We start from the raw sequence: 25,487 nt of genomic DNA, 5'->3' as shown, positions 1-25,487 counted from the left end.
ATAAAAACGTTGAATTATTATATCTTTATCTCATACAACAAAAAAAGCACCAAAGCTCTAAAAGCCTTGATACTACTAATATGCGGTTGAGAGGAGTCGAACCTCCACGAGTTTAACCTCACTAAGCCCTCAATTCTGTGGAAACGTGTTATCTCCTGCAAACATGCACACCATTTACACTCAATTGCACCCATTTCATATAAAATCGCCCACTTTTAAATATCGTGGTGAAGAATTGGTGAATCAAAATTATCCTTATTCTTCACCATTCGGAGACGCAATGTAATAACCTACCATAAACTATATACGAACTATAAGTTTTTTTATAAACTAATCGTTCGGAAAATTTAATTCTTAGTAATTTCATGAGGTGATTTTTCTCATGAGCTTCTACATACTTAACAACCTTAGCCATCTGTAAGTGCAATTCCATTGACATCTAAAAATAGATACCCAACATCGCCTAAAACCTTAATACCACTAGATCAATTAAAAGATTCGTCATCTCTTCAGACTTCAATTAGTTTGAACTCTCTCATGCTGTAGATGCAGAAGGCTTATTGTCTCTTCTAGCATCCATTGAAACAATTGCATCTTCATTTGTGAATATTATTTTGTTCAAGTAAAACATTAGATTTTTATAATTCGATCTGAATACTCCGCAAAATAAGAATCATGAGTTACACTAACGATGGTTTTTCCAGTACTCTGAATTTGTTTAAAAAGATCAAGTATTATCTGTTTATTTTTATCATCTAAATTCCCTGTAGGTTCATCTGCAAATATAATTGAAAATGGTTTCAATATCACTCGCGCAATTGCAAGACGCTGTTGCTCACCTCCACTTAATTCATAGACTGGTTGGTGCAGGCGTGAGGAATCTAGCTGAACCGACTCTAATGCTCTAGCAAATTCATACTCTAATTTGGCTTTAGAAGTAATATTAGATTTAGAGATAAGTAAATTTTGGAATATAGTTTTTTCATTTAGAAGAACATAATTTTGAAAAATAAAGCCAAAATGATTTCTCCGTAAATCTCTTAGCATCTTATTTTTAGGATTTATATGTTTAAGTATTTCTACATCACCCGAATCCGGTTTATCTATTAAGCTCATTAAGTTTAATAGAGTTGTTTTACCTGATCCACTTTGACCCATTATACTTACAAATTCACCCTCTTCAATAGATATTGTGTAATCATTAAATATCTGTTTATTTTTATAGGATTTACTAACATTCTTCAAATAAATCATCTGATTATTCCTCATATACTAAATCTCTTTTCTAGTGAATATCAAATGAGATATAAAAGTTACAATAAAGAAAAATCCTACTAAACTTCCCCAAAACCATAGTTCACTAGCCGGGATATAATTTAACTTCATAAAAATTCTGTGTATTGCAAAAGACAAACAGAAAACGATAACTGATAACACTGAGTTAATAAAAGCTTTAATCATTTAATTATCTCCTTAAAAAGTATAACTTTAATCGCTCTTAATTGTTTGTAGAACCTTATCACGGGTAAGTTTTAATAATAAAAACATAAGAATGATCATTTCTAAGATAATCATAACACTTCCGCAGATAAGAATAATTTGATTTTGTATAGGTAAAATTAATAACGTTCCTATTGCTAGAAGATTAGTGCTGCAGATACCTATTATAATATAAAAGTAACTCCGCCATATTGATACACCAAATAAAAATTGTAGAGTAATTTTATACGAGTTTTCTTGAAAATAACTCCATATAAAAATAAATAAAAAAACTAAAAGTAAAATAGTTGTCATTATCAAACCAATCGTTAAATTTATAAGCTCTTTTTTCAATTGATTTATTTCATTGCTTCTTTCTTGATAAACTGATTGAACTTCGTTAACAAAGGCTTTTGTATTAGTTTCATCTAGAATTGGTTCTATTATTTGAAAAGCTTCACTTTGTTTATCATGTTGATAAAAAACACTGGTAGTCATAAATGAAGCAATTGCAGAAGTATCGTATTCACCATCTAAAACTATTGAAACGGGGTCCTTTAAAAAATGGTCATCACTATAATCATGAATCGAACTATTGTAAGAAAAATAACTTTGGTTATTCTCTACATAAATTATATTTATACTTAAATCATCAATACTTGTTATATTAAGATTACGGCCTATGGCTCGGTTATAAATATTATCTACTTCTATACTACTAAAATAAAATTCTTCTTTATAGGTCTGCTCTATTATATCCTCAATACCTTTGAATTTTTCTGGTACGAGAATATTGAGTGTATGTTTCTCCCTAATAAGTTGATCTTGTATAGACTTTTTGTTTACTGAATTAATGGGATTAACAATTAAATAGTTTTCATCTATTATAATAGATCGCCCATTCGGTAATATAGAAGGACTTCCACTAACATAATTCAACTCATACAAGTAGTTTGCCTCATCCATATATGAAACGTCTGCAAAATTCTCTGCATACATAAGAAATGCATCTACGTCTTCAACTAATTGATTATATAAATTGTTAAGCTGATCATTTATTATTCTCTCACTACTTAGATTACCGCTCTCTGGAAGTTTTAAAGTAATACGATTAAAGTTCTCTGTTCTTTCCCAATAATCATCATCATTAATTGCTTTATTAATCTCAGTAGTTTTCGTTATGGTAATTGAAAATAGCGCTAAAAAAATAACTGTAAAAATAGTTTTCAAGATAATTGAAGCTGCGTTATAGTTTTTAAACGGAACAGTATTTTTAAAATTTATTGAATCATTTTTAAGGCCATAAATTAGTGACATCCCGAAAAATGAAAGGGGTATGGGTATTGTAATTAAGAAAATCCACATTAAAGATAGATATTTTAAGTAATAAACAAAGTAAATCAAATGTTGATTCAAAAGTAAAATAAAGACAATAAAAAAAAACGAAATTAAAAGTAGGACTATTTTTAATTTATAGAAACTTTTAAATAATATTAAATGCGCTCTTAATGGTGCATACCCCCACGCTTTTAGAAGAAATACACTCTTTCTCGTAGTTATATAATAAGAAAATTGCATAATTGAGAACACTAAGAAAGAAAAAGCAATTAAAAATAATAAAGTAACATTTAATAAAATTAACTTATTTATAGCTATATCTTCAATTTCTACTTGTCCATATAAACTTAATTCTTCTTTTAATTTTAAGTATATCTCTGCATTACCATTTGAGAGATAAAATTGTGAACCTAAACCTACATTACGAACTTCTTCAAAATTATATACCCTTAAAAGATCGGAACTCAATGGATAGAAAACTACTCCAACTTGCTTATTATTATTGCTACTTTGATTTGATAGAAACTCTTCTTTTTTTGGAAACTCACCTTTTGCTAAATTTAACGAAGAGTTTGACTTTATGTTTGTAGAGTAAATATATAACGTATTATCGTCAAGGTATGTATACTGTGAAATATCAATGTCATATTCCTTTGAGAAATCCTCAAATTTCTGAATTATATCTATGCTTTCTTCCAACTCTGAGTCTAAATAAAGATTGAGTTCTTGCTTATTATCATAAATGGTATCAGCAGCTAATGATTTACTAGCATAATCAAATCCAAATAGTAATGTAGAAATAAAAAGCAATATATAAATAACATTAACTCTTTTCAAACTAAATTCTCCTTTAAAATAAGTAAACGCCTAATATATAAGCGTTTACTTGTGTATAACTTTAATTTGTAAATTAGTTTTCAGGTAGGCTTGAGTCAACTGAGATTTGCCAATTTGCTTTGTTTCCTGTAAGAGACTGATAGGCTCTAGCTGTGGAATACCCGGATTTTTTATTTTTCCATGGACCATTAACTGTGTTTCGTGAATTACTTGCCTTCCCTCTATGTAACCATGTTTTGTGATCATAACTTGATACATGATCTTTTAGTCCGTTCATATAGTGAGTCCAATAACCGCCACCAGCTCTAGGGTCATGGCTCATAACGCTAAATTCACCTTCATCTGCCGGGTCATAACCATCAACATACTCAAAAGAATATAAACCAGTGTCGTAATTGTATTCAGCTGCGATTATTTTTTGTGGTTCATTCTCATCGTGAGCTTTTGCTTCACCACTCGTTAAAAACATACTCCCACATAGAACAGCTGAACAAAAACTAAAAACTAAAAACTTTTTCATAGATTTCTCCTCCTTTTTTATCTTACTTGATAATATTATCACGAAACCCAAATATATCAAAATTTTTTCATTTTTTTCAAATTTATTCTTTTATAGGTTGAATTTCTTAGTCGAATTTTTTGTGAAAACAATTACCAGATAGCAAGTAAGTAATTTTTAGAATCCTTATAATATATTAACCTATAATTATAAATTTTTTATAAATATTTTAAAAATTCATATACCCCCTCTTGTGGTTTATTTTATTGGAAAGTATTGTGGTGAATTTTTAGCAATGAATTAGAAATATATTGAAACCTTTATTGATGAGATTAAAGTGTACTAGTTTCTTGCTTATTTCAAAAAATAAATCAAATTAAGAAGCCTAAAGTGAAGAACTCAATAAGAAGGATTAATATCAATTCAAAATTAATAGAACTATTGCTTTTGTGGAAATAAACACAGAAAGTTATATATAATGGCTTGAAGTTAGAGCATCATGACAAAGTACATCAATTTGAATAAAGATAACACGAACCGACAAAAGATATATTTAGCCGTCGTATCAGAACTAAATGTCAACGGATTAGTTTTTCCCCCATTAGACAACACGACTAATTTTGGCAAAATAAAAAGCATCAAAGCCACGTAAGCCTTGATACCAATTGGTTTTGTTAAATATGCGGTTGAGAGGAGTCGAACCTCCACGAGTTTTACCTCACTAAGCCCTCAATGCCGTGGAAACGTGTTATCTCCTGCAAACACGCATATCAATTGCATTTATTTACACCCATTTCATATAAGATCGTCCAATTTTAAATATCGTGGTGAAGAATTGGTGAATCTAAAATACCCTTATTCTTCACCACTCGGAACTCGTTTGTAATTATATCCCATCATCTAAAAACGAACATTTATTAGACCAACTATCATAATATTCGTTATTAAACTTCACTCTCAGCAAGGACAGCTGCTTCTGCTTACAACATATTTATTAGCTTACTAGATCTTTATTCCGTTGATGAATACAATATATAATTGGTAAACCAGTACAAAGAACGAATAAAAGGATTCCCACATATAATTCAACTAAAGGAATGTTTGTCCATTGGTACAAATCATTCTTTAAATAAAACGCATCTTTAAACACACGATTAGCAATGGCAATAAAAATAAAGCCCACGGGAATGATTTTCATTAGTAAGGACAGATAGTGTTTACTAGTCTGAGAGAGGAATATAAGAATCCCGCTATAAGCCATTCCAATCAAATATACTAACAAGACCAATTTTATTATCCACTCACCAAAAGTCCATCGAAATAATGATACCATTAAAGGTTCATCATCTCTTATAAAAAATGAATTCAAACCATTAGAAAAATATTGTGTGAAATCAGTGAGATACAATAAACCCCAAAATAATCCCACGATACACGTAATCAACAGGAAGCTGGCAATCATACCACTTACAAATTGTGTCCAAAGTATGTTCCGCCCGTGGCGACTACTCCATTGAAGCTTCTGTAATCCTAACAAACGATCTCTAACAAATACGGAAGGGATTAATAGAGACAAGAGAAAAATAAGGAGGGTAAGAATACTTTTAAAATGAGCATCAAATATTGTAGACAATTCAGTTGGTAAAATATTTCGCCACCCTTCTTCAATAAAAACAATCTCTGAAAGTCTCTTTCTTTCTTTTTCTGTATAGTGTTCATTAATAAGGAAGGTATCTGCTGAATTAAACTGCTTCATAGAATGAATTAGATTTTGTAAGACATTAATTTTATCGACTATTGAATTACCTGTATCATCTATTAAGTCTTGCTGAATCTCATCAATTTGTTCGACGATTTCTTTCTCTTTTTCATTCCTCTCATTGATTGCCCCAAGGGGAAGATTTTTATCGTACCAGGATTCAAACTCAGCATAATTTCCAAGCTTAAGATGTTGAGCAATGGAATTTTCTGAGATAATCCTATCTGCTTGATTGATTAGAGTGTAATACTCTAATTCAATTTCTGCGATATCTTCCTCTTCAAGCGTTTTGCCAAATCGATCTTGCCAATCATCAGCATGATCATAAATAGATACCAAACCAGTGTTTGGCCAATATGTATGAATGAAGCTCAACTGTTGATTATAGTAAACAATCGTTATCATTAGTGCTACAAGGATTAAAAACGGTTGGAAAAATTTCTTGAGCTCAACAGTAAACACTTTATTTTACCTCCTTTGTTGAATAGTATCTAGCTGTTAAAATACCTGCTATAACTAAGAGAATGATATTGACAGCCATTGCAATAGATTCATGCCATGGAATTGTTGAAAAAGGACCCATCTCTGTAAACCAATAAGCTTGTAAATTCCAAAGTGAAATGGGATGCCACATTAATAGGGAACGCATATCCCACCAGTTTAAATGATTGATAATTTGTTCTAGTCCTAGCAAAGAAACATAAAAGACCACAAAAAGTACGAACCCGCGAAATAAATGATTAGCCCATAAGCCTATAAGAAAATTAAATCCATGACAGATGAAAACGAGTATGCCACCTAATGCAATGGATAGTAGGATATAATTTAACAATGTCATTGGTTGCCAAGGAATAAAAGGGATTTCTAACGATTGAGGAACATACACATTTAGGTGAAATTGTGTTGATATACTTGTACTCCATAATGTTCCTATAGTATGCATTTGATTAAAAATAGCAAACGACAAAGTAACCGTTGTTACATAAAAAAGAAGTGCAATTATTAAGCTCGCTACATATTTAGTCACTTGTGTTTTACGACCTGTTTTTGAGGTTATTATGAGTACATCTGTTTTGGTTAATCTTTCAGATGTACTTCCATATAAACCAAGCAATAATGCAAAAATTAAACTTTCCCCTAAAATTGCATGAAATAATCGATTCTTTAAAAAGGTAAAGAAACTCATTGTTTCTCCTGCTGCTCCTACTTCTAGTGCAGCTTGCTCTTCTGCTAATTCGTGGACAATGGGCGTTAATTTTTCATATTTTATCTTCATTTTTTCAGCTATTGAACCTTGTATTTGAAAATAATCAATCATCTCTTGGCCCAATGCTTCTGTTGAATACTGGTTAAAAATATTCTCTCGTTCATCCGTTTCGGTCAGTAATCGATTGTGTTGATTACTAGATGACATATTAGAGAGTTTTTCTTGGAATTCAGATGTAATGAAGGATCCTGTTTTTGTTTTTGTGTCCTGAACATAATTTAAATACGACTGATCCAAGCCTGCTGTGACAATATAAATTGTATTTAACATTAAACATGCGATAAAAAACAATAGAATAATTGGCTGTTCTAATAGCTTACGAATTTCAAAAAGCAGGATTCGCAGCATCTTTAGTCACCTCGTCTCGATAAATATACAAAAACGCGTCTTCTAAACTCGGGCGTACTTCCACCCCTTCCTTTGGTTTAACAGGGCTTGCAATTCTTAGCAAATGACCTTCTTCACTCTCTCTTTCACTTAATAGCAATTGCTCCGCAGTTAGTGAATAGCTTGAAGAAACTTCAAAAATTTTACCTTGTACCGATCGAGTAATGTGCGAAGGCGTTTCGCAACAAAATAAACGTTGATTTTTAATCATGATGATTTGTTTTGCTATCGTCTCCACGTCGGAAACAATATGTGTCGATAGAATGATAATTCTTTCCTGAGCAAGGCGATGTATCAAATTACGGAATCGAACGCGTTCTTTTGGATCTAAACCCGCGGTTGGTTCATCCAAAATGAGTAACTTTGGATTGTTTAACAGCGCTTGGGCAATTCCTACCCTTTGGATCATTCCACCTGAGAAGCGTTTCATTTTTTTGTTTTTTACATCAGAAAGCGCAACAAGTTCTAAAAGCTCGTAAATCTTTTTATCTGCTTCTTTCTTATTCATTTTTTGTAATGCTGCAATATATTTTAGAAATTTAACAGGTGTGTAATGGCCATAATAACCAAAATCTTGTGGCAAATAACCTACTACTCCACGATATTCTGCCCCCAGCTCTTTAATTGCTTGTCCATTCCATAGTATTTCACCGGAAGTTGGAAATAAGAGTGTTGTAATCATTTTTAATAATGTTGTTTTTCCTGCGCCGTTTGGAGACAGTAGTCCATATACACCATTTTCAAAGGTCAAAGAAATATCTTCCAAAATATGATTTGACTGAAATTTTTTACTGACATGATTAAGCATTAGCATAAGTAATTGCTCCTTCCTTTTGCATAAAATAGTTGTGACGCAATAAGTAAATAAATAAAAGAAGTAATCCAAAAACAATCATTGTTACAATTGAAAACGGTAGATAAACTAGAAGCTGAGTAATCCATTCTTGTTGCCAAACTAAGAACACTCCTATACCCCCCCATACAATAGGCGTTACCCAAAAACTACATCGCAAAGGAACTTTATATTCTAAGAGAAGTTGAATATTAGCAAATAAAAACAGGGAGGTAAACGACAGACTAAACAATCTCAACAACGAAAGTTCTTGTCCAAGCAATGTCCACATAAGGATGTTACTGCTCACAGAAACAATCAAAGCAATCCCACTAAATGCCAACATGCGTATGATAAGTAGTTCCTTTAAAGAAACACGTAATGTCATTTTTAGCTCAAAGGTACCTAACATCCTTTCTTTCCAAATGCCAAGAAAATATAAGAGGGCATAACTAAGAGGCGATGCCATAAACACAGTAAAATAAATCTTATCAATATGCCCATTTTCAATTGAATGATTTAAACCAGGAAGATAGAGAATAGCTCCACCTATCAACAAAAGTCCGACAATAAATAAGATATCTCCCAAACCCCAGAAAAGATAACGGAAACCCACTTCTTGAAAATAAGAACGAATAAATGCTCTAAACGTTACTGGTTGAAGATCGACTTCTTTTAAAATAAAATTAATACTATTTTCTTTTTCTATCTTCGTGAAAGGAATATTCTTTCTTTCTTTATTCATGATTACTAAACTCCTCTCTTATTTTTTTTATTAAACGATAGTACTGAGCTTTAATTCTCTCTTTTTTTTCTCCAAGTAATGAAGCGATCTCAGGAAATGATAAATCTGCATAGACTCTTAAACGAAAAATTTCCTGGATTTGCGGTTTAAAACTTGCAACAAACTGATTAATCTCGTCTATTAGCTCTTTTTGATACAGACTGTTATCAAAATCCTCATCTTCTATCCAATCTACTTCTTTCAGTTCTAACCAAGTCTTTTTCACCTTACGACGCGCATCTATGACTTTATATGTTCCGATACGAAAGAGCCACGTTCGAAAGGAAGATTTACGATCATCATAAGAGTTCAAACCTTTTAGAGCGGCGATAAAAACATCCTGTGTTAAATCAAGAGCATCATCTCCATGACCAACTTGACGATAAAGATAAAAATACAGGTCATTGTAATAACGTCGAATCAATTCATCCGCAGCTTGATCCGAACCTTTTTTTAAAATGTAACGGATTAAACGCTTATCTGTTAACACATTTCTACTCCTCTCGACTTCATCATACTTATATTCGAAATTCAACTTACAATCGTTGCATTTTGAGCTTAATTAAATCAAATAATCATCATTGGACTTAAAATTCTTTCACTTGCAATACTTACGTAATTTAATTAATATCTCAAAAAAAAGAACCAAAGCTCTAAAAGCCTTGGTACTACTGAGTTTCACTATATGCGGTTGAGAGGAGTCGAACCTCCACGAGTTTAACCTCACTAAGCCCTCAATTTTGCGAAACCTTAAATATGACTACATATATTCTGTTCTGTTATACAAAACCCTCATACATACAGCTATTTCAAATTATATCAACTAGTTATGGAAAGATTAAGGAAAGAAACAAACAGAAAAAAAGCGAACAAAGCGTTATATTTTTTAATTAAAGTTCGCATTTGTGGTTGTCTTTTATCTTATCATTCATTCACAATTTTTCGGTGCATTTTCATGAAATTGTTGATGTTAGAGCTATGAGTAATATCATTGAAATTAGATATTAGTATTTTATAAACATGTTTAGTGTCTACATATTCACTTAACGCATTATATTTATCTTTATCTGTTGATGAATCACTTCCAGGAAACATTGCTAATAATTTTTCAATTAATGCATAAGAATTTTCTAACTTAACATTCATCATAATACTAAAGTACTCTTGATCAATATTTTTAATACAATACAAAAAATATGTAAGATCATATTTCTTTTCGTCTATTTTCACTATATCTATCACTCTCAAGTTCTCAAATAACTCAATTTTACACTGATCAATAAAATCTTTATCTATAGTTCGGTTAGTATATACACTTTCAAACATAGTATCTCTTTTAAACATATAGCTAAAGACGAGTACTCTAATATAAATATCATTTACTTGAAGTATCTTTTTAAAAGTATTTTCAAATAAACCTTTATTACCACTTAGAGATATATTAGAAATAGTATTGGAGTATAAATGAACCAAACCATCATTCATTGTAAAATGATCTTGCATATCTATAATGTAATCAAGCAATTTGCGTTTTAATGTATCATCGTATTCGTTATACTTCTCATCAATTTTTTCGAACAACCTTTTCTTTCTGTTACCAGATTCTAAATTCAGAAAATATGTCTCTAACTTATTTCCTTTTTCTATTGAATTTCCGTCTAAACTTTTAATTAATATATCAATCTCTATATCACTTAAATCTTCTTTATCTACGGAATATGAGAAATACCTATCAAAGTATTTAAATGAAGATAATCGTTTTTGTGTGCTAGAAATTTTAAGTTCTATTCTGTTTTCATCATTAACATTGAAAAGATATTTACTATAAGGAAAAAGATAAGTAATTAAATCTTCTATATTATTCTGTTCATACTGATTAAACTGATAAAAAAACTCTTGAAAGAATTCTCTATCTAAATCATTTTGTCTATCTGAATTATATCTAGACAATATAGTTCTACTGTCAAAAAAAAGATTTTTATTGTTTTTAATATATGTATAGAGTTTTTTATGAAATACCTTTATCGATTCCAAAACTATTAAATCTTTCAGATTCACTTCACCCTCTAATTGTCTTGAAGAGAAGTTTAAAATGTTTATTAATCTAGGTATTTGTCTTGGATTTTTCAAATAATTTTCGAAAAATTTTCTGTACTTATTTTTAAAATCCTTCACCTGTTCTGCATCCATTCTATTAAATAAGAAGCTCATCTCGCTAAATAAAACATTAAATAAATCATTACTTCTAGCCTTTGGTATATCTACTTGAACTTGTATTATTTTCTCAATGTATTTTTCTCCTTTTTCAATATCGTCATTTATTGAATGTGCGACTATATTTCTATCAAAAGAAACTATATAAGACAGTCCTTCAATATCTGCATTTAATTTAACCAATTTTAGTATTCTTAGTATTTCTTTATTCTCTAATCTGTCTATATCATCTATTACTATAATTATTTTCTTATCAAATTTTTTTATAGCTTCCTCAACATGCTTTCTGAAATCAATTAGCTCATAATTTGGAATTAGATTATATAATCCATTTACCGCTTTTCCTAAAGTACCTAAGCCAAAAATTTCTGATGCATCAGTTACAAGTTTTAAGTATTTATCAAAAATGTTTTTAAATTTATCAGGAAGGTTATTACCGATTTTATCAGCTAATTCTTTATAAAATAATGCTAACAAAGCATCTTCTTCTTCATATCTCCACGGATTAAAATCTATAATTAATGTATTATTAACCCTTGATAACTCGTCTTTAATCATATTAATTACAGATGTTTTTCCCTCTCCCCATTCGCCATGAATTCCGAAAACTAAGCACGATTTATTTGTTCTTTCAATTAAGATTCTAGCAATGTTATAGGAAAAATTTTGTCTATCATAACAATCTTCTTTTTGGCTTTTAATTGGTACATCCGTACTTACATCTAAATTAGAATATATCATTGGAACCCCCGTTCTTTTTTCTCTATTATATAATCTAACAACGCCTTTTGGAAGAAATAAGGAGAATTAAAGGTTAATGTAATCTCTTAAGAATACCTCTTTACAAAGATTATCAAATAACTATTTATTATCATTTTAAAAATGTATAATCGTCTTATAATAATAGATTAAGTGGGGATTATATGAATGCTTTAATAAAATCATCTTTTATTTTTAATAAGATACATAATGCGACTAACCCTAAGATTAAGGGGATAGCTTTTGAACTTCCATTAGTTGGGTTACAAGAACTAACAAGACAATATCTAATGTTGCCTAAAGAAGTCCGAAACATTTCAGGTATACAAATTATGAATAACATCTCTTATTATGCTCAAAAAAGTAAAATGATTGGACGAAATAATAAAATTCAATTCAAAAATAAATTCGTCAAGCAATTCGTTAAACTAATCAATCTTGTCCATCACATAAATAACGAAAATTCACTAAAAAAACTTGATGAATTACTTAATAATCAAGACTTTTTTAAAGGAATTATTTGGACAATTAAAGCTGAGATAGATAATAATGATAATACTGATGAGAAATCTCTATGTGAGCAATTATATATTCTTGAAGAACTAATAGTTTTACTTATGGAACATTTATATTCGAGAAATTACTCAAAAAATTTTTTGTTTCAAAGAATTACTAATATCCAAAGCCAACATACTGATCAAAGCTTAGCTATCGTAAAAATCTTAGATTCTTTTTCTAAACTAGTTAGCAACTCTTCTGATCAAACGTATGACTGCGTTGACATGATTATAAATAAAATAAATAAATCTGATATAGCCTACTCTTTTATTAAGAGTCATTTATTAGATTTAAAAGCAAGTGGAGTTATAAAAAATATACTTGAAGTAGATAAAGAATCTCATTATAGTATTAAATTTTATATTTACAGTGTTGACAATATAACTGTAACTAACTTTTTAGATCAAATCGTTAATAAAATCCAATTATTTTGTAAGTACCTGAATATAAGTATTGATGATAATTTCACCTTAAAAAGAGAAGGAGAGATTTTCCTAAATGGAATGAAATCTACCCACACCACTTTAAAACTAAAATATTTCGACCAATTCTTAAGCACTAATCAATTTTCTAATTTAAACTTAATTCAAAAAATTGAAATTAATAAAATTCTAGAGTCATTAGATTACCCTAAAAACCAAAATGATATGAGACATGGTTTTATGTCATTATGGAGTATAATTGAGTTTTTATTGATCGATAGTGCAGAGCAACAAAATAAATTAGAAGCTATTATTAATAATTTCGAACCATATATGGCCTTGTTTTATTTCAGAAAAACGTTAAAGCTTTTTTTTAGAAAATTATTATATGACATAAAAATCATTTATAAAGAAGAAAATGAGAATATGTTAAGAGGTTACTTGTCAGAAAAATTGTCTTCATACGATATAGATGATACTGATGATCTGTTTGAGATGTTTATTATCTATATTTTCACTAATACTAGTCCTAATGGATCTAACCTAAACAAGTGGGTTGATTTCAGCTGTGATTCCGTTGATAATAATTTCTTAATATCACAAACAATCATGCTATCCAACAACATAAAAAACCAACTTGATCAATTTAAAAGTAATCTTAAGAGCGATATAACTCAAATCTATAGATTAAGAAATATGCTTGTTCATAGTGGTCAAAATGATAAATTGATATTAGATAATACTATTAATAGGTTAACTTATTATGTTCAAACTTTAATTAACTCTATTTCTTATAGCTGGATATATAGTCCCGATATTGTAACTTTAAGAGAATTACATGAGTTAAAAAGATTTGACCTTAAAGAGTATCAGAAATTTTTAGAACTGTTTCAAACTATGAGGAATAGAGAAGCCAAAGCTATAAATAAAATAGTACATTTTAGTGATGCTATGGTTAAAATGCCTAAGAATTCTCCATTAAATAAAACTTGATTATTACAGTTTTACGGTGTATAGTTTAACAGAAGAACACATACACTGTTAAAAACAGCCGATTTTATTTGACTACACAATGCAACCTCTGGTGAATTTGTGATAAAAAGGTCAAATAAATCGGCGTTTATTTTTTATAAGTGATTACCTTAAGCCTTCTTAATTTAAATGCACTTACGTTGATATCTTACTTATTAAGTAGCAAAATCACCTTTACTTGAAGTTGTTTGAACATTTGTGGATTCAGCGTAATGAATATTGCCTACGGTGCTTACTGTAAAAAGAGCTGTAAATATAACGGCAGACACTAAAATTTTCTTCATAACTTATTCCCCCAGTTCTATTTGTTTTATATGCATTTGAAGTGCCAATTTTAAATAATTCGAAGTTTTATTCAAATCATCTTTCTCTTCAAAGTATTTAGATATTTCAGTTGCCACTTCGAATACCTCAAAATAAAAACCTTTGTTAATTAAACTTTGTATGCTTTCTTCTAAAATTGATTCATTATAGAAAACATACAGACATCTTGTTATACGATTTCTTTCAATATACTCATAGTTTTGAACACTCAAAGCCTCTTTTTCTGCTTCCTCTAATAACCTTATACCCTCGTCAGTTTTGTTCAATCTCAATTTAATGTTAGCTAATTCCGACATTGATTTCAATCCTACATATGAAGATTTATGTTCAGTTACACTAATAGCGTCCTCCATATATTTTTCAGCTTCATTCAAACGGTCTTGTCTTAACAAATTATTAGCATGAGCTCTTAACAGTAAGGCATACGTATTTGGAAATTCCAAAGCCTTTTCAATGGCAGAAGTAAACAACTTATCAGCTTTCTTGAAATCTTCCGTTTCAGAATATATGCAAGCTGTCACAGAATCACAATTCAAAGTTTTTTCTAAAGTATCTTTGCTTATTGAAAATATATCTTTTGCCTGTTCAATGTAAGACATTGCTACAGCGTATTGATTTAATCTGTAATACGCTATACCTACTTTATAATAAAATTCAGCCTGTTCAATATTACTTTCAACCTTTTCAATATGTTTAGAAGCTGAATTATACAATTTAATTGCTGATTTATATTTACCTTTATGAAATTTCTCTTGTCCTTTCAAAAAATAAAACATGTAGTTTAAGAAGATATCACTCTGACTTTGTTCAATATCCTGTTCTGATACCTCTAACCTCTTTTGAACATCCTCCATTAACAAACTATGCCTATAATTTACTAACCCATAGTACGTTAATAGACTCTCATCATGAGCAATGTCATCAAGGAGATTATCAATCTCAATTTTCATTTTTACTGATTGCTGAATATCCCTTGTTATGATACAACTATACCATTCAACACATTTCGTACCAAAAGTATGAACAACCAAAGTATTCTCCACTTGAATCCTCTCCTGACTGTCTACCATCTTTTTTTTAGTTTAATATAAGCGCGCGTAATGATTCTACATAATCTCCTTTTTCCCAACAAAAATGGTATTCAATACCTACTGGTGACACAGTTAAATCTTCCCGTTATACATAACTTTACTGATTATCCGTAGTTTACTTACGAATCAACTTGAAAAAAGTTTCCTTTTTTATGGATTTTTTATGAATATTTAGTGTATATTAAGAACGTACGTTCGAAAAGAGGGGACTTATGTGAGGAAAACAACATTTTCTGATGATGAATTGATAAAGAGGTATATCATTTACAGCACTATTAAAAACATGATAAATCGAAAAAATAGAGGTTTAGGTTTAAAGCAATTAATTAAGATGGGAAACGAGGTAGGAAACGAAATTCACAATATGCAAAATATCATTTTTATGAGGAAAATAAAAATTATTAAAACACCATCTAATAATAATGAAGTTTATGCCTATACACTTTTTAAAAATGGATGGCGTCCTGAACATACAATGGACAAATCAATTATTAAGGATGAAGTGAAAAAACTGTGGAATGATCTACACAAAAAAAAGGACTAGTTTACCTAGCCCTATAATTCTTCACCTAATTGTTCTTGATAGACTGGTGTCTTATTTAATAGAGGTTCACTTTCATACTGCTTTAATTGCTTCCAGCTATTACCGACTTTTTCATACGATTCTTTCCGACCTTCTGTTTCATCTTCTGGATCAATAAATGATAAAGTAATATATTTACCATCATCATAAACTACGATATTTGCATTCTCTCGAACTTCCATTGCCTTTCTTTCTTCATTTATATAGATTGGATATTCTCTATGAAAGTCAATTGCACTTTCAATGTCTTCATCGTACTCACTTCCACCACATGCGACCAAAATAATGGCTAGTGGAATCATCCATAAAGTAAGTCTTAACTTCTTCACGTATATTCCTCCTTTTTACCATATATTTTCCTATTATCTTTTATCTTACCGATCATTGACTGTTTTTTCAAGTTAGTATTGAGTAAACGAAAATTCATGCACTTTCCAATCCCCTTCTTGTTCGATCATGTTTAGTTTCATAATCGTTTGCGCTCGGCTATCTACATCATTAAACGAAATTCGATTTGTGAAAAAGACAAGTAATTCCTGACGATCATCTAACGATTGACCGAAATAAATCGATAAATCTTCGACGCTAGATTTTACATGTAAATCTTCTCTCCCCTCTAGTTCTTCATGCTTCGCAAACTGTAGTTGGTTCAACACCTCATTTGTCGCAAAGTCTTCCACGTTTTCTTTGATAGGCTGATCTTGGTAATCAAAGTATCCTTCAATAAATGCCTGGGCAGACGTTTTCGCTTCTTCATGATACGATGGCACGACGATTTCTTGATCTTCGGTATGACTTTCTTCTATTAAAATCTGATTTTCATTTTTTAAATGGCTGTTCTGAATTAGTAAATAGACGACTAACGCTCCTACTACTAAACACCCTGCAATCAGTTTCTTCTTCATCCTATACCTCCTATAATCCTAGTGTTTCTTTTGGATCTTTTTTCGCATGATGCGGTTGTCCTAATTCGGTCATATGTTCTAAATGAAGATGATTCCCTGTACTTGATCCTGTTGTCCCACACTTCCCAACGGAATCGCCTTGATTCACAGATTGACCATTTCGTACGCCAATTGAGGTTAAATGAGCGTACCGACTAAACTCATGGTCTCCATGCTTCACCGTGACATAATTACCGTATCCGATATTACTATGAATCGCTTCAACGACTTTGCCATCTTTCACACTCAGGATATCGTCAGATGGGGTACACCCAAAATCTAAACCGCCATGGAATGAATTGACTTCCCCTGTAATGGGATGTGTACGTGGACCGAATTCACTTGTTATGCGAATCTCTTTTAATGGCAGCTTCCATTCAGAATGTCCTCCCCCTGCATAATCAGGTTCATTCGTATCTAAATATCTGTACACATTGTCAATATAATTGGGATCGCCATAGACATTCCACCCTAGCCGTTGTTTCATATGATCGGAAAATTGCTGTGCCAAAGGTTGACTATACTCCCCGTTGTTATGTTCCTTCGCATAATCAATAAAGCCATGCCCCATGTTGTAACTTTGTAACGCTAGTTTTGTATCACCACCCGCTGATTCTAAAACGGTTGAAAAATAGTAAACTCCTTGCTGAATCGATTCTTCGGGATCAGTGATCGTATTAACAGGCAACCCAAGGCTTTCTGAACTTTGCATAACGTCCGCTAGTCGTCCTCCACTTTCCTGCATGGTCATTGCCATTAAGATTTCAGTATGATCTTCAATTCCATTTTCCTTGGCGTATTTTTCAAAGATAGGTCGATACCGCTCAATCTCAGGACTAACGCCATTAAATCGATACTCACCGTCATACGTGAATTCTTCATCTCTCATACCTTCGTTTACACTTGAATCATTCTCACCAGTAACGGTCATCATAATTCCTAAAAATAAAAGACCCATACCGACAACAGGTATCAGAAACAGGCAACCTAGTTTTTTCATGTCACTTCTCCTTTCCTATAAAAAAAGGACATCCTAAGATGTCCTATCCTCTCCGACTATGGCGGTCTTCGTCTTTTTCAATAGCGTTTAAATGTTGTTGAGTACGATCTTGGCTTTTTCTTGCTTCACTCTTTGATGGTGCATTCGTTCGTTTTTCATGTGTTGAAGTTGTTTTTGATGATGTATCTTTTTTGACTGTCTGTGATGGTTGCTTAGTTTGATCCTGCTTCGGTTGAAGTCCTTTATTTTGCTTGGTCATTTGTGGTTGATTGTTCATATGTGGTTGCTTGGTAGAATGATGTTTATTGGTTGTTCTAGCTTGAAAAGGATTGGAGAACGATTGAACCGAAGGTTTAGATTCTCTTTCTCTTTCTTTCGGCTGTAACGATTCCTCAATATGCTTTGTCCGTCCTCCCTTAGATTCCACTTCTCTTTGAGTAGGCGCTTTTGTCTCTCGTTCCTTTGGTTTCAATGCGTCTTGATGAATCGTGGTTTGGCTCGTTCTGTCTTGCTTCCTTTCTGTTGATGGTTGTTTATGAGACGAATCTCCTTTTTGTACAGTACGCAACGCCTTATGATCTTCCAAGTTCGTAACGGTGTTTGCTTTTCGTCCTTGTTGCCCCTGTGCTTGTAACCCTTTTTGATCTTCCTTCGACTGTTGTTTACTTCTTGTTGTATAAGGTGTTTGTAGGTTCTGCTTTGTGGCTCGGCGGTCAGTCTTCTCTTTCTCTGACATAGGAGCTAAAACGTGTTGTTGATCCTGACCCTGTTTCGCTTTTCGTTTTTCCTCCTTCTGTTCTTTCTTTCGCTCGGCTCTTGTTTGCTTCGCTTGTTGTGGTGTACGTTCGTTATTCGTTTTTACGAATGCTGTGCTTCCTGATGTTGGGGTTTCCTGATGATCTTTTGTCTGTGCCGTGCGATCCTCTTTCGCCACGCCTTTTTTCCCCGTGGCGGTTGGTTGTTCCCTTGTGGCAGTTGGCGCATTCACACTGGAAGAAGGAGACACTTCTTGTCCTGCCTGTTTAGAGGAAGCTAATCGTAGTCCTGCCATCTTTGTTTGCAACGGCTGTAATGCAGGATTGACCACATCACGTTGAACATTTTTTACCATGTTATTATCAACGGATTGAACTTTACCAGCCGTGATAAAATTAACAAGCGAATCACGTTTTCGAATCATTAAGAAAAAGAGAATAATCATAGAAAACAGATTCACTAAATACATCGCAAAGCCATTCGGTGGTAAAAGGGTATCGACAATAAAACAAAGGAGATAGACGAACAATACCAAAATGCCAAGTAATGCCTTAATTAAGAAGACGCTTAATAGTTTTCCAATCGCTTTAAATCCCGAATTGGCGAAAGTAGGAATGTACGCCATGATAAAGGCGAATGGTAAAGCGAAGGTTAATGCTAATGCAAGAACTTCTAGGATTAGATTCAAGAAAGGCAAAAGGAAAAATGGAATGCCTATACCTACCGCACCGACTAAAACGAGTAGCGATATGCCTAACTGTGCGAAAACATTTCCTGACCCTAAGTTATCATTGTTTAATTCATTAATTTCACCCTTTACATAATCATCTCGATCGTCCATCCCATCACTAGTTAATTCAAAAGACAATAATCGATCGACTCGATTATAGTTACTTCCACCCGGAAGCTTGGACGGATCATCATCATGATTATTAACCGCATTTTCGCTTGTCGTACCATAATTCGCAATGAGATAAGGTTTCTTCACCGCTAAATCAAAATAGATATTTCGCATGACGGATACTGTCCCATTCAAACGATCTTCTTCGTCAATGTTTTCTGTATCGGCATATACGCCATCACCGTTGGCAATGGTAATCATGCCGTTCCCTGCTTCCAATAGATAGCCTTGTGCTTCAACGGATACGGCATTCATGCTCTTAAGAAGATATCCTGCATTCATCATCCAGTACCCACCGACAACTAAGACGAGAAGCAACAAAATAAACCGTCTGATTGCTTCCTTTACGCTCCCTCTCACAATGCACAAGTAAATCATATAGCCAATGGCAATAATGAAAAACAGTTCTCCGAAGTAGGTCTGTAACGTGTCATAAACCGTAGAGGTTACGCCCGTTAATAGATCGGCAAATCGTTCAATCGGTTCAAGTGAATACATGATTTCCATTGATTTATCGACCGTTTCAACAACGAATGTACCAATGGTGAAACTTAGGTTCGCAAAGCCAACGAATGCGCCCCGTAAAGTATGGCTACGATCTTCGTTATTCGCAAAATATCGATTTAAAGGGAAACGCTTGATGTCTAACTCCACGCCCCCTTTTTCTTCGATATTCACATCCGACATATTTTCTGACCCTCTTGGTTCTTCTTCTTCATCTTCGGCATAGGTTATACCGATCGTTGCGAACACAAGAAAAAGGGGAAGCAGTATCGCCACCCCTAAAAGTAGTAGTTTTCGTTTCACGTTGCCCCTCCTTTCTAATCGATCCGTGTCAGGAGATAAAAGTCATATTTCACATTGTGCAATTCTTCTTTGCTTAATCGCTGATATTCTTGATAACGGTCATACAGTTTAAAACAAATGGCTCGTTGAAATCGATTCTGTTTAAATCGAATCCGATTCACCGGAACGGGGAAACCAAGTAATTCCTCTAATACTCGTGAAGACGCTTCGTGTCCCACATAACTTTCATAATCGGTTTCATGTTCAAACATGATTTTCCTCGCTTCAAGCAGCGTGATCTTTTCCGCTTTATAATACCCTTGATTCGTTACGACCATTGAATTTAAAATCGCCAGTTTCATGAAGTTCCTCCCCCCTACAAGTATTTTTCCTCGGCCACGGCGACTTTCGATTCTTCGACCGTTTCTAATGCGCCCTGCCATTCTTCAAACAGACATTCAATGCTGATTTTCGCTGTGCGTCCATAGTAATCTTTAAACAGGCATTGTCCTTGAAACATGTTATCCATCATCTCGATGTTTTCTTCGCTTGGCTCCATGTTCATCCATTTCAATACATCTTCTCGCTCATTCGGTTCATCAAAGGCGAATGCGACACCGAAATTCCCTGATTCTTCTTCACTTAATGCGTCCTTGGTTGTTTGAGTAATCAATACAAGCGCATTTTCATAACTTCGTCCTACTCGTCTCATTTGCTTCTCGACTTTCTTCCCTTGCTTACTGGATGTGAACACCCACGCTTCATCGATAAATTCAATCGTTCGTTCACTCTTGTCCATGCCGAATAACTCACAAAACTTACCAAGCGCAAACATCACCGCACTCGATTTTAATTGTGAGTTCGTATAACTTTCTATCGGATCGGTTGCGTCAGGTAAATCCAAGTGTTCAACTTCGATAATATTAATGCGATCTGTGAGAGATAACGCTTCATTTGATCCATCATGGACGCATAATTTTAGAATACTATCAGCCACGACCTCATGAAGAAAGTCACCTGCTTTCTGAACAATCGGTTCTTCATGTTCTCTCATGAGTTCGATGATCTGCATTGATCCAATCTGTTCTTCTTGTTGTCTTCGTTCTATGACTTTGGCTATCGCTTGTAGAAACGCTGTATGAATATCGTCTTTCCCTTTAAAATCATAGACTTGGGAGAAGATGACCTGTACCATTTCTTTCGCTTGCATAGGGGGAAGAAAGACAATCGGATCAAGCGACCCCCAATTCTCTTCATTCTCCGAATCTAACGTGGTGAAATGAAACCGTTCAAGATGTTCCGCAAATAAAGGATAGTCTTTTTGGACTTGCGGATTTTTCATCACCTTATTAATCCATTTCCTTAACTCTTTCTTTGGATCAATGTAGAGTGACCGAACATCTAGCATACTCACATATAAGAATAGGAGTTTCGCTAGAAACGATTTCCCTGTTCCTGTGTCACCTGTGATAAGTACGTGTGGCGACCGTGTTTTTGATCCCCTTAACTGTTGATTGGCTAGAAACATGTGATACAACACAGGGAAACGACTTGAATGAATCGCACTTGATAAATCCGTATGTTTGGCGAATGGATCGATCCATCCGATGAAGAAGCCAACTTTTGAACCGATGTCAGCTGTGACCCCGAATAAGCCTTCGGCTAATCCATCTTGTGTCGTCTTCTGTATCCAATTTCGGCTCGTTGCGTCCAGTCGCTCCCCTGGTAAGAATTTATAGAATAACGGTAGTTGATCGGCTACAGGTAATCGACATGTGATTCCTGCCGACTTCATATGACGAATGACTAATTTCGCTCGGTTCTTACATTCTTTTTTGGTTTCTCCTGTTACCACAATCACGGATAGCCAGTTCATCATGTTCACATCATCATTTTTAATTTCATCTCTCAAATGTTTCACAAGATACGAACTGGTACTCACCGATGAATCCGTTTCTTCTCCCACCTGATTCTGTTCGTTACTCGTTTCTTTTAGTTGTTGATTCTTCATGTTTAAATCCATCTTCGTTTTTGATTTACCTTCGGCTTGAATTTTCATTTGTACTTCCACGGGAAACGGTAGCGTTTGCGCTTCATAAAACAATTCACTCTCTGCCATGTTATGTCGAAATTCGTCGACAACTACAAAGGAAGCATAGGATTCATTAAATTCACCATTCAGTTTTAAAACACCCGTAGAGGTTGGATCAATCAATGCGTCCGTAATGGCATTCACACTTGTTTTGTTCATTTCTTCATCGACCTGATGGTCGATCCCTCGGATAAAATTGTATCGATTCACATAGATCAATTCTTCTTCGGACAGTCTGACACCACCAACCATCATCATCACATTTGCCATGGTTTCTTCGGCTTCTTTAAATTGTTTAAAAAAGGATTCGGATACATCTTGTTCCCAACCTAATAAATTGATGATCGTGTCTGTTGCTGTTGAAAACATGGACATCATATTCTCTTTTAAATCAGCGTCCACATTCACCAAATCAGACCGTAAGCGAACACCGATAATAAAGTCATTTTTTGTGACATTACCTAGTCGTTGATTCAACATGCGCTGGGTTTCTTCGGTGTAGTACATTGCCATTTCTTTGGAATCGTCTGCTAGATCATCATTCAGATCATCAAACTTTTCTTCTAGTTGATAATCTTGTGGGTACATCATCAAGTGAACATCTTTATACTCCGTTACTTCTTCAAAGTAGGCTTTCCAGTTCTTTTTATAGCGGTTGACGACTTTCTTATTTTGCATGGGAATGGATTGACTCTTGACTCGATAATACCCCCACACGTCGCCCGTTTTCGTCAATAGTAAGTTCTTCCGTAGCGTCTTCATCGGTGTTTTTAACATACTCATAGTTGGATTGCACCACCTTTACACAGGGTTTAAATGTTTGCGGTTCGTCCATCCATTGCACTTCATGATCTTGACAGAACCGTTTCTTTGGCAACTTAATTTGCAGATAATATCGTGCGACATCTAAAAAGTAGAGATAAAGGTTTTTCCCTTCGGGTTTGATTTTGGTTACCAAAACGGTTAACCCGAAAGGGATACCAATTAAGAAAACGAGAAAGCTTTTCCCAAACGCATGGGGGAATCCCATGCGAATGAGTAAGCCTACTCCTAGGACGATAAAGAAGAATAAAAAAAAGTTGATTACATGAATCAACTGAAAGGCAAAAGGTAAACTATATTCTTTCGTTAGCTGTTGAACCTGTTTCGGTTCTCTCATGGCTTTTCGGTAATTAAATACGTATCTCATGTCGCTCACACTCCTTAGAATGTATCAATAAACGCTGATACCCATTCACTTACTCGTGACCAGTTTTGAACCACAAAGGTAACTACTCCACCAAGAATCATGGTCATAACAATGCCCCCCATTTTAAAGCGAGCAAAGTGTTTAGCTACCATGAAAAAAACAAGTAAGCTAATCAGTTGAAGAATAACAGTCAATCCCCAATTCTCAACCACATTTAATGTTGGTAAATCATCTGGTACGTTCGAGTTAGCCAATACAACTAAATCCATAAATTTCATATCAATCACTCCTATTTTTTATTGGTATTGCATGGTTTCAATAAAGAAATTTCCTTCATGACGTTGGAGGTCTAATTCCATATTCACCATATATGGAATATTCGTTTCGACACCTCTAAACAAGACTGTCACGAATACCTGATAGCCTTCTTCTTGTTCAACAATATGGGTACTCGTTAGTTCATCTAGTTTAAACACTCCATTTAAACTCGTTGGTTCTTTCATCATGTATGCTAATTCCTCTTTCGGCTCCGACGCATACCGAGTAAAAAAGGTATTTAAGAACGTATGGATCGGCTCGACTTCCTCCCCTGTATAGACTTCGGCTCTTTCTTCTTCTTCCTTTTCAATCACTCCTTTCACTGTTGGTACTTCGGAGAAGTACGGCACACCTGATACCGCAAATTGATTCTCCAGCGATTGAACAGGAATACTTAATAGTAGGGTTTGATCGGTTTCTTCTGTTTCTGTCACCGTTTCGGTTTCAGGCTCTTTGTCTTCGTCATCATCATCATTTTCCTCTTGTTCAATTTCCACTTCTTTTTCATGGCGGATGCGGTTCGTGAATGTCACCTTGTACTCAAATAAAGCTTCTTCTTCATCTTCCTTCGTTACATTAAAAAGGGAATAGCTTTTTAATATTCGATCTCCTTGAATATCCGATAACTGATAGAACTCATTTCGTTCATTTTGAAAGGCTTCTGAATAAATCATGAATTCTTTTAGATTCTGTTTTCGTTTTTCAATCGCTTCATTCGTATTCTTTACATTGATATAGGTTGGGATGAACCCCGATAGAAATTGTTCGGCTAACGGCTGCGACATGGTTTCCTTAACTTCGGTTTCCTTTTGATTCAACATAGCGTTTGTTATATTTAATCCTGATCTTGTATTGACCGATAGTAGGATTGTAAGGATGGATAGAACAACGATTGATCCTAAAAGTGACCAAACAGCTAAAGCAGTCCTTTTTGAATGATCCTTCTTCATTGGACTTTTTCGCTTCTGTGGAATTTTAATTTTTTGTGTTCGACCTTTAATTCGTTTAAATATATTCATTGATAAACTCCTTCCTGTTCGCAGATTTGTTTGAAATGGTCTTAAAAGGGTACTTGAATTTGAGACAACTTAATTTAAGAGGTGTGGAAATTGGTTAATCAGAATGATGATCTCTTATTTACAGAAGAGATTAAAAGGCTAAAGAAAGACCTTTTATACGCCGTTGACAATAACTTAAAAGTGGAAATACAAAAAGATATTCAGTTTTTAGAAACTGTCTTAACAAACCATAGTAGATTGCTTACCATCTTTTAGCGTTCATTGATGTAACGTAAAAAAGATGTTACCTTTTGTAACACCTTCCGAGGTGAAGCATC

23 protein-coding genes are annotated in these 25,487 nt (G+C 33.4%); 3 read left to right on the top strand and 20 right to left on the bottom strand.

Translation table 11 applies throughout. The annotated features are described in order from the left end of the window. Positions 1–630: 630 nt before the first annotated feature. The 9 genes from ACQKKO_RS10860 to ACQKKO_RS10820 all read right to left on the bottom strand — a co-directional run bounded on the left by ACQKKO_RS10860 (position 631) and on the right by ACQKKO_RS10820 (position 12,137). Positions 631–1,254, bottom strand: coding sequence for an ABC transporter ATP-binding protein (locus ACQKKO_RS10860; protein ID WP_498647024.1), 624 nt, complete (start codon positions 1,252–1,254; stop codon positions 631–633). Positions 1,255–1,488: 234 nt separating this feature from the next. Next, positions 1,489–3,654 carry a DUF1430 domain-containing protein gene (locus ACQKKO_RS10855; RefSeq protein ID WP_498647022.1) on the bottom strand — a complete coding sequence of 722 codons (2,166 nt, stop codon included), beginning with the start codon at positions 3,652–3,654 and terminating at the stop codon, positions 1,489–1,491. Positions 3,655–3,727: 73 nt separating this feature from the next. After that, positions 3,728–4,174 (bottom strand): hypothetical protein, encoded by a 447-nt coding sequence (locus tag ACQKKO_RS10850; RefSeq protein WP_498647020.1) that lies wholly within the window; start codon positions 4,172–4,174, stop codon positions 3,728–3,730. A 973-nt stretch (positions 4,175–5,147) separates the two neighbouring features. Beyond that, positions 5,148–6,374, bottom strand: a complete 1,227-nt coding sequence (locus tag ACQKKO_RS10845) for a hypothetical protein (protein WP_498647018.1) — start codon at positions 6,372–6,374, stop codon at positions 5,148–5,150. Between the two features lies 1 nt (position 6,375). Continuing rightward, positions 6,376–7,527: a hypothetical protein gene (locus ACQKKO_RS10840; protein ID WP_498647016.1), complete on the bottom strand. Its 1,152-nt coding sequence runs from the start codon at positions 7,525–7,527 to the stop codon at positions 6,376–6,378. Beyond that, positions 7,505–8,380, bottom strand: coding sequence for an ABC transporter ATP-binding protein (locus ACQKKO_RS10835; protein ID WP_498647014.1), 876 nt, complete (start codon positions 8,378–8,380; stop codon positions 7,505–7,507). Before ACQKKO_RS10835 ends, ACQKKO_RS10840 begins: the two co-directional genes overlap by 23 nt. Then, positions 8,367–9,143 carry a hypothetical protein gene (locus tag ACQKKO_RS10830; protein WP_498647012.1) on the bottom strand — a complete coding sequence of 259 codons (777 nt, stop codon included), beginning with the start codon at positions 9,141–9,143 and terminating at the stop codon, positions 8,367–8,369. Before ACQKKO_RS10830 ends, ACQKKO_RS10835 begins: the two co-directional genes overlap by 14 nt. Then, positions 9,136–9,672: an RNA polymerase sigma factor gene (locus tag ACQKKO_RS10825; protein WP_498647010.1), complete on the bottom strand. Its 537-nt coding sequence runs from the start codon at positions 9,670–9,672 to the stop codon at positions 9,136–9,138. Before ACQKKO_RS10825 ends, ACQKKO_RS10830 begins: the two co-directional genes overlap by 8 nt. Positions 9,673–10,106: 434 nt before the next feature. Continuing rightward, the gene (locus ACQKKO_RS10820; protein WP_498647008.1) at positions 10,107–12,137 is read right to left on the bottom strand and encodes a KAP family P-loop NTPase fold protein; all 2,031 of its coding nucleotides are present in this window, start codon (positions 12,135–12,137) and stop codon (positions 10,107–10,109) included. Between the two features lie 182 nt (positions 12,138–12,319). Between ACQKKO_RS10820 and ACQKKO_RS10815 the strand changes: the two genes are divergently transcribed. Beyond that, on the top strand, positions 12,320–14,128 hold the full coding sequence (locus ACQKKO_RS10815) for a hypothetical protein (RefSeq protein WP_498647006.1): 1,809 nt from the start codon (positions 12,320–12,322) through the stop codon (positions 14,126–14,128). A 194-nt stretch (positions 14,129–14,322) separates the two neighbouring features. On the opposite strand, the gene ACQKKO_RS10810 is transcribed toward ACQKKO_RS10815, so the two are convergent. Continuing rightward, on the bottom strand, positions 14,323–14,451 hold the full coding sequence (locus tag ACQKKO_RS10810) for a hypothetical protein (protein WP_498647005.1): 129 nt from the start codon (positions 14,449–14,451) through the stop codon (positions 14,323–14,325). 3 nt (positions 14,452–14,454) lie between these two features. After that, positions 14,455–15,534, bottom strand: coding sequence for a response regulator aspartate phosphatase (locus ACQKKO_RS10805; protein ID WP_498647003.1), 1,080 nt, complete (start codon positions 15,532–15,534; stop codon positions 14,455–14,457). 262 nt (positions 15,535–15,796) lie between these two features. Between ACQKKO_RS10805 and ACQKKO_RS10800 the strand changes: the two genes are divergently transcribed. Next, on the top strand, positions 15,797–16,126 hold the full coding sequence (locus ACQKKO_RS10800; protein ID WP_498647001.1) for a hypothetical protein: 330 nt from the start codon (positions 15,797–15,799) through the stop codon (positions 16,124–16,126). Positions 16,127–16,137: 11 nt separating this feature from the next. Here the strand turns inward: ACQKKO_RS10800 and ACQKKO_RS10795 are convergent, their stop codons facing one another. From ACQKKO_RS10795 to ACQKKO_RS10755, 9 genes are all read right to left on the bottom strand, one after another. Further along, positions 16,138–16,494: a cystatin-like fold lipoprotein gene (locus ACQKKO_RS10795; protein ID WP_498646999.1), complete on the bottom strand. Its 357-nt coding sequence runs from the start codon at positions 16,492–16,494 to the stop codon at positions 16,138–16,140. Positions 16,495–16,566: 72 nt separating this feature from the next. Then, on the bottom strand, positions 16,567–17,070 hold the full coding sequence (locus tag ACQKKO_RS10790; protein ID WP_498646997.1) for a YddI family membrane protein: 504 nt from the start codon (positions 17,068–17,070) through the stop codon (positions 16,567–16,569). Between the two features lie 10 nt (positions 17,071–17,080). Continuing rightward, on the bottom strand, positions 17,081–18,109 hold the full coding sequence (locus ACQKKO_RS10785; RefSeq protein WP_498646996.1) for a lysozyme family protein: 1,029 nt from the start codon (positions 18,107–18,109) through the stop codon (positions 17,081–17,083). A 43-nt stretch (positions 18,110–18,152) separates the two neighbouring features. After that, complete coding sequence (locus tag ACQKKO_RS10780; RefSeq protein WP_498646995.1) at positions 18,153–20,573, bottom strand: CD3337/EF1877 family mobilome membrane protein; 2,421 nt, start codon at positions 20,571–20,573, stop codon at positions 18,153–18,155. A gap of 14 nt (positions 20,574–20,587) precedes the next feature. Continuing rightward, positions 20,588–20,914 carry an STIV orfB116 family protein gene (locus tag ACQKKO_RS10775; RefSeq protein ID WP_186370644.1) on the bottom strand — a complete coding sequence of 109 codons (327 nt, stop codon included), beginning with the start codon at positions 20,912–20,914 and terminating at the stop codon, positions 20,588–20,590. 14 nt (positions 20,915–20,928) lie between these two features. Further along, on the bottom strand, positions 20,929–23,322 hold the full coding sequence (locus tag ACQKKO_RS10770) for an ATP-binding protein (RefSeq protein WP_498646992.1): 2,394 nt from the start codon (positions 23,320–23,322) through the stop codon (positions 20,929–20,931). Then, entirely contained in the window at positions 23,312–23,833 is a 522-nt protein-coding gene (locus ACQKKO_RS10765; RefSeq protein WP_498646990.1) for a conjugal transfer protein, read from the bottom strand. Before ACQKKO_RS10765 ends, ACQKKO_RS10770 begins: the two co-directional genes overlap by 11 nt. 14 nt (positions 23,834–23,847) lie before the next feature. Beyond that, complete coding sequence (locus tag ACQKKO_RS10760; protein WP_498646988.1) at positions 23,848–24,111, bottom strand: hypothetical protein; 264 nt, start codon at positions 24,109–24,111, stop codon at positions 23,848–23,850. Between the two features lie 18 nt (positions 24,112–24,129). Next, on the bottom strand, positions 24,130–25,170 hold the full coding sequence (locus ACQKKO_RS10755) for a conjugal transfer protein (RefSeq protein WP_498646986.1): 1,041 nt from the start codon (positions 25,168–25,170) through the stop codon (positions 24,130–24,132). Between the two features lie 90 nt (positions 25,171–25,260). Here ACQKKO_RS10755 and ACQKKO_RS10750 point away from each other — a divergent pair, with 90 nt between their 5' ends. Then, positions 25,261–25,425 (top strand): hypothetical protein, encoded by a 165-nt coding sequence (locus ACQKKO_RS10750; RefSeq protein ID WP_498646984.1) that lies wholly within the window; start codon positions 25,261–25,263, stop codon positions 25,423–25,425. The last annotated feature ends 62 nt before the right edge of the window (positions 25,426–25,487 follow it).

The sequence above is a fragment of the Alkalihalobacillus sp. NPDC127517 genome (genome assembly GCF_050276055.1).
In the GTDB taxonomy this organism is placed as follows: domain Bacteria; phylum Bacillota; class Bacilli; order Bacillales; family Bacillaceae_D; genus Alkalicoccobacillus.
Note: the sequence above shows the minus strand (reverse complement) of the source record. Positions and strands in the feature narration are given on the sequence as shown.

Bases quoted from the DNA above. Each gene is read 5' to 3' on its own strand.
- ACQKKO_RS10790 (WP_498646997.1), bottom strand. From the start codon at position 17,070: ATGAAGAAGAAACTGATTGCAGGGTGTTTAGTAGTAGGAGCGTTAGTC.
- ACQKKO_RS10820 (WP_498647008.1), bottom strand. From the start codon at position 12,137: ATGATATATTCTAATTTAGATGTAAGTACGGATGTACCAATTAAAAGC.
- ACQKKO_RS10770 (WP_498646992.1), bottom strand. From the start codon at position 23,322: ATGCAAAATAAGAAAGTCGTCAACCGCTATAAAAAGAACTGGAAAGCC.
- ACQKKO_RS10835 (WP_498647014.1), bottom strand. From the start codon at position 8,380: ATGCTAATGCTTAATCATGTCAGTAAAAAATTTCAGTCAAATCATATT.
- ACQKKO_RS10775 (WP_186370644.1), bottom strand. From the start codon at position 20,914: ATGAAACTGGCGATTTTAAATTCAATGGTCGTAACGAATCAAGGGTAT.
- ACQKKO_RS10860 (WP_498647024.1), bottom strand. From the start codon at position 1,254: ATGATTTATTTGAAGAATGTTAGTAAATCCTATAAAAATAAACAGATA.
- ACQKKO_RS10785 (WP_498646996.1), bottom strand. From the start codon at position 18,109: ATGAAAAAACTAGGTTGCCTGTTTCTGATACCTGTTGTCGGTATGGGT.
- ACQKKO_RS10755 (WP_498646986.1), bottom strand. From the start codon at position 25,170: ATGAATATATTTAAACGAATTAAAGGTCGAACACAAAAAATTAAAATT.
- ACQKKO_RS10850 (WP_498647020.1), bottom strand. From the start codon at position 4,174: ATGAAAAAGTTTTTAGTTTTTAGTTTTTGTTCAGCTGTTCTATGTGGG.
- ACQKKO_RS10830 (WP_498647012.1), bottom strand. From the start codon at position 9,143: ATGAATAAAGAAAGAAAGAATATTCCTTTCACGAAGATAGAAAAAGAA.
- ACQKKO_RS10840 (WP_498647016.1), bottom strand. From the start codon at position 7,527: ATGCTGCGAATCCTGCTTTTTGAAATTCGTAAGCTATTAGAACAGCCA.
- ACQKKO_RS10760 (WP_498646988.1), bottom strand. From the start codon at position 24,111: ATGAAATTTATGGATTTAGTTGTATTGGCTAACTCGAACGTACCAGAT.
- ACQKKO_RS10815 (WP_498647006.1), top strand. From the start codon at position 12,320: ATGAATGCTTTAATAAAATCATCTTTTATTTTTAATAAGATACATAAT.
- ACQKKO_RS10765 (WP_498646990.1), bottom strand. From the start codon at position 23,833: ATGAGATACGTATTTAATTACCGAAAAGCCATGAGAGAACCGAAACAG.
- ACQKKO_RS10810 (WP_498647005.1), bottom strand. From the start codon at position 14,451: ATGAAGAAAATTTTAGTGTCTGCCGTTATATTTACAGCTCTTTTTACA.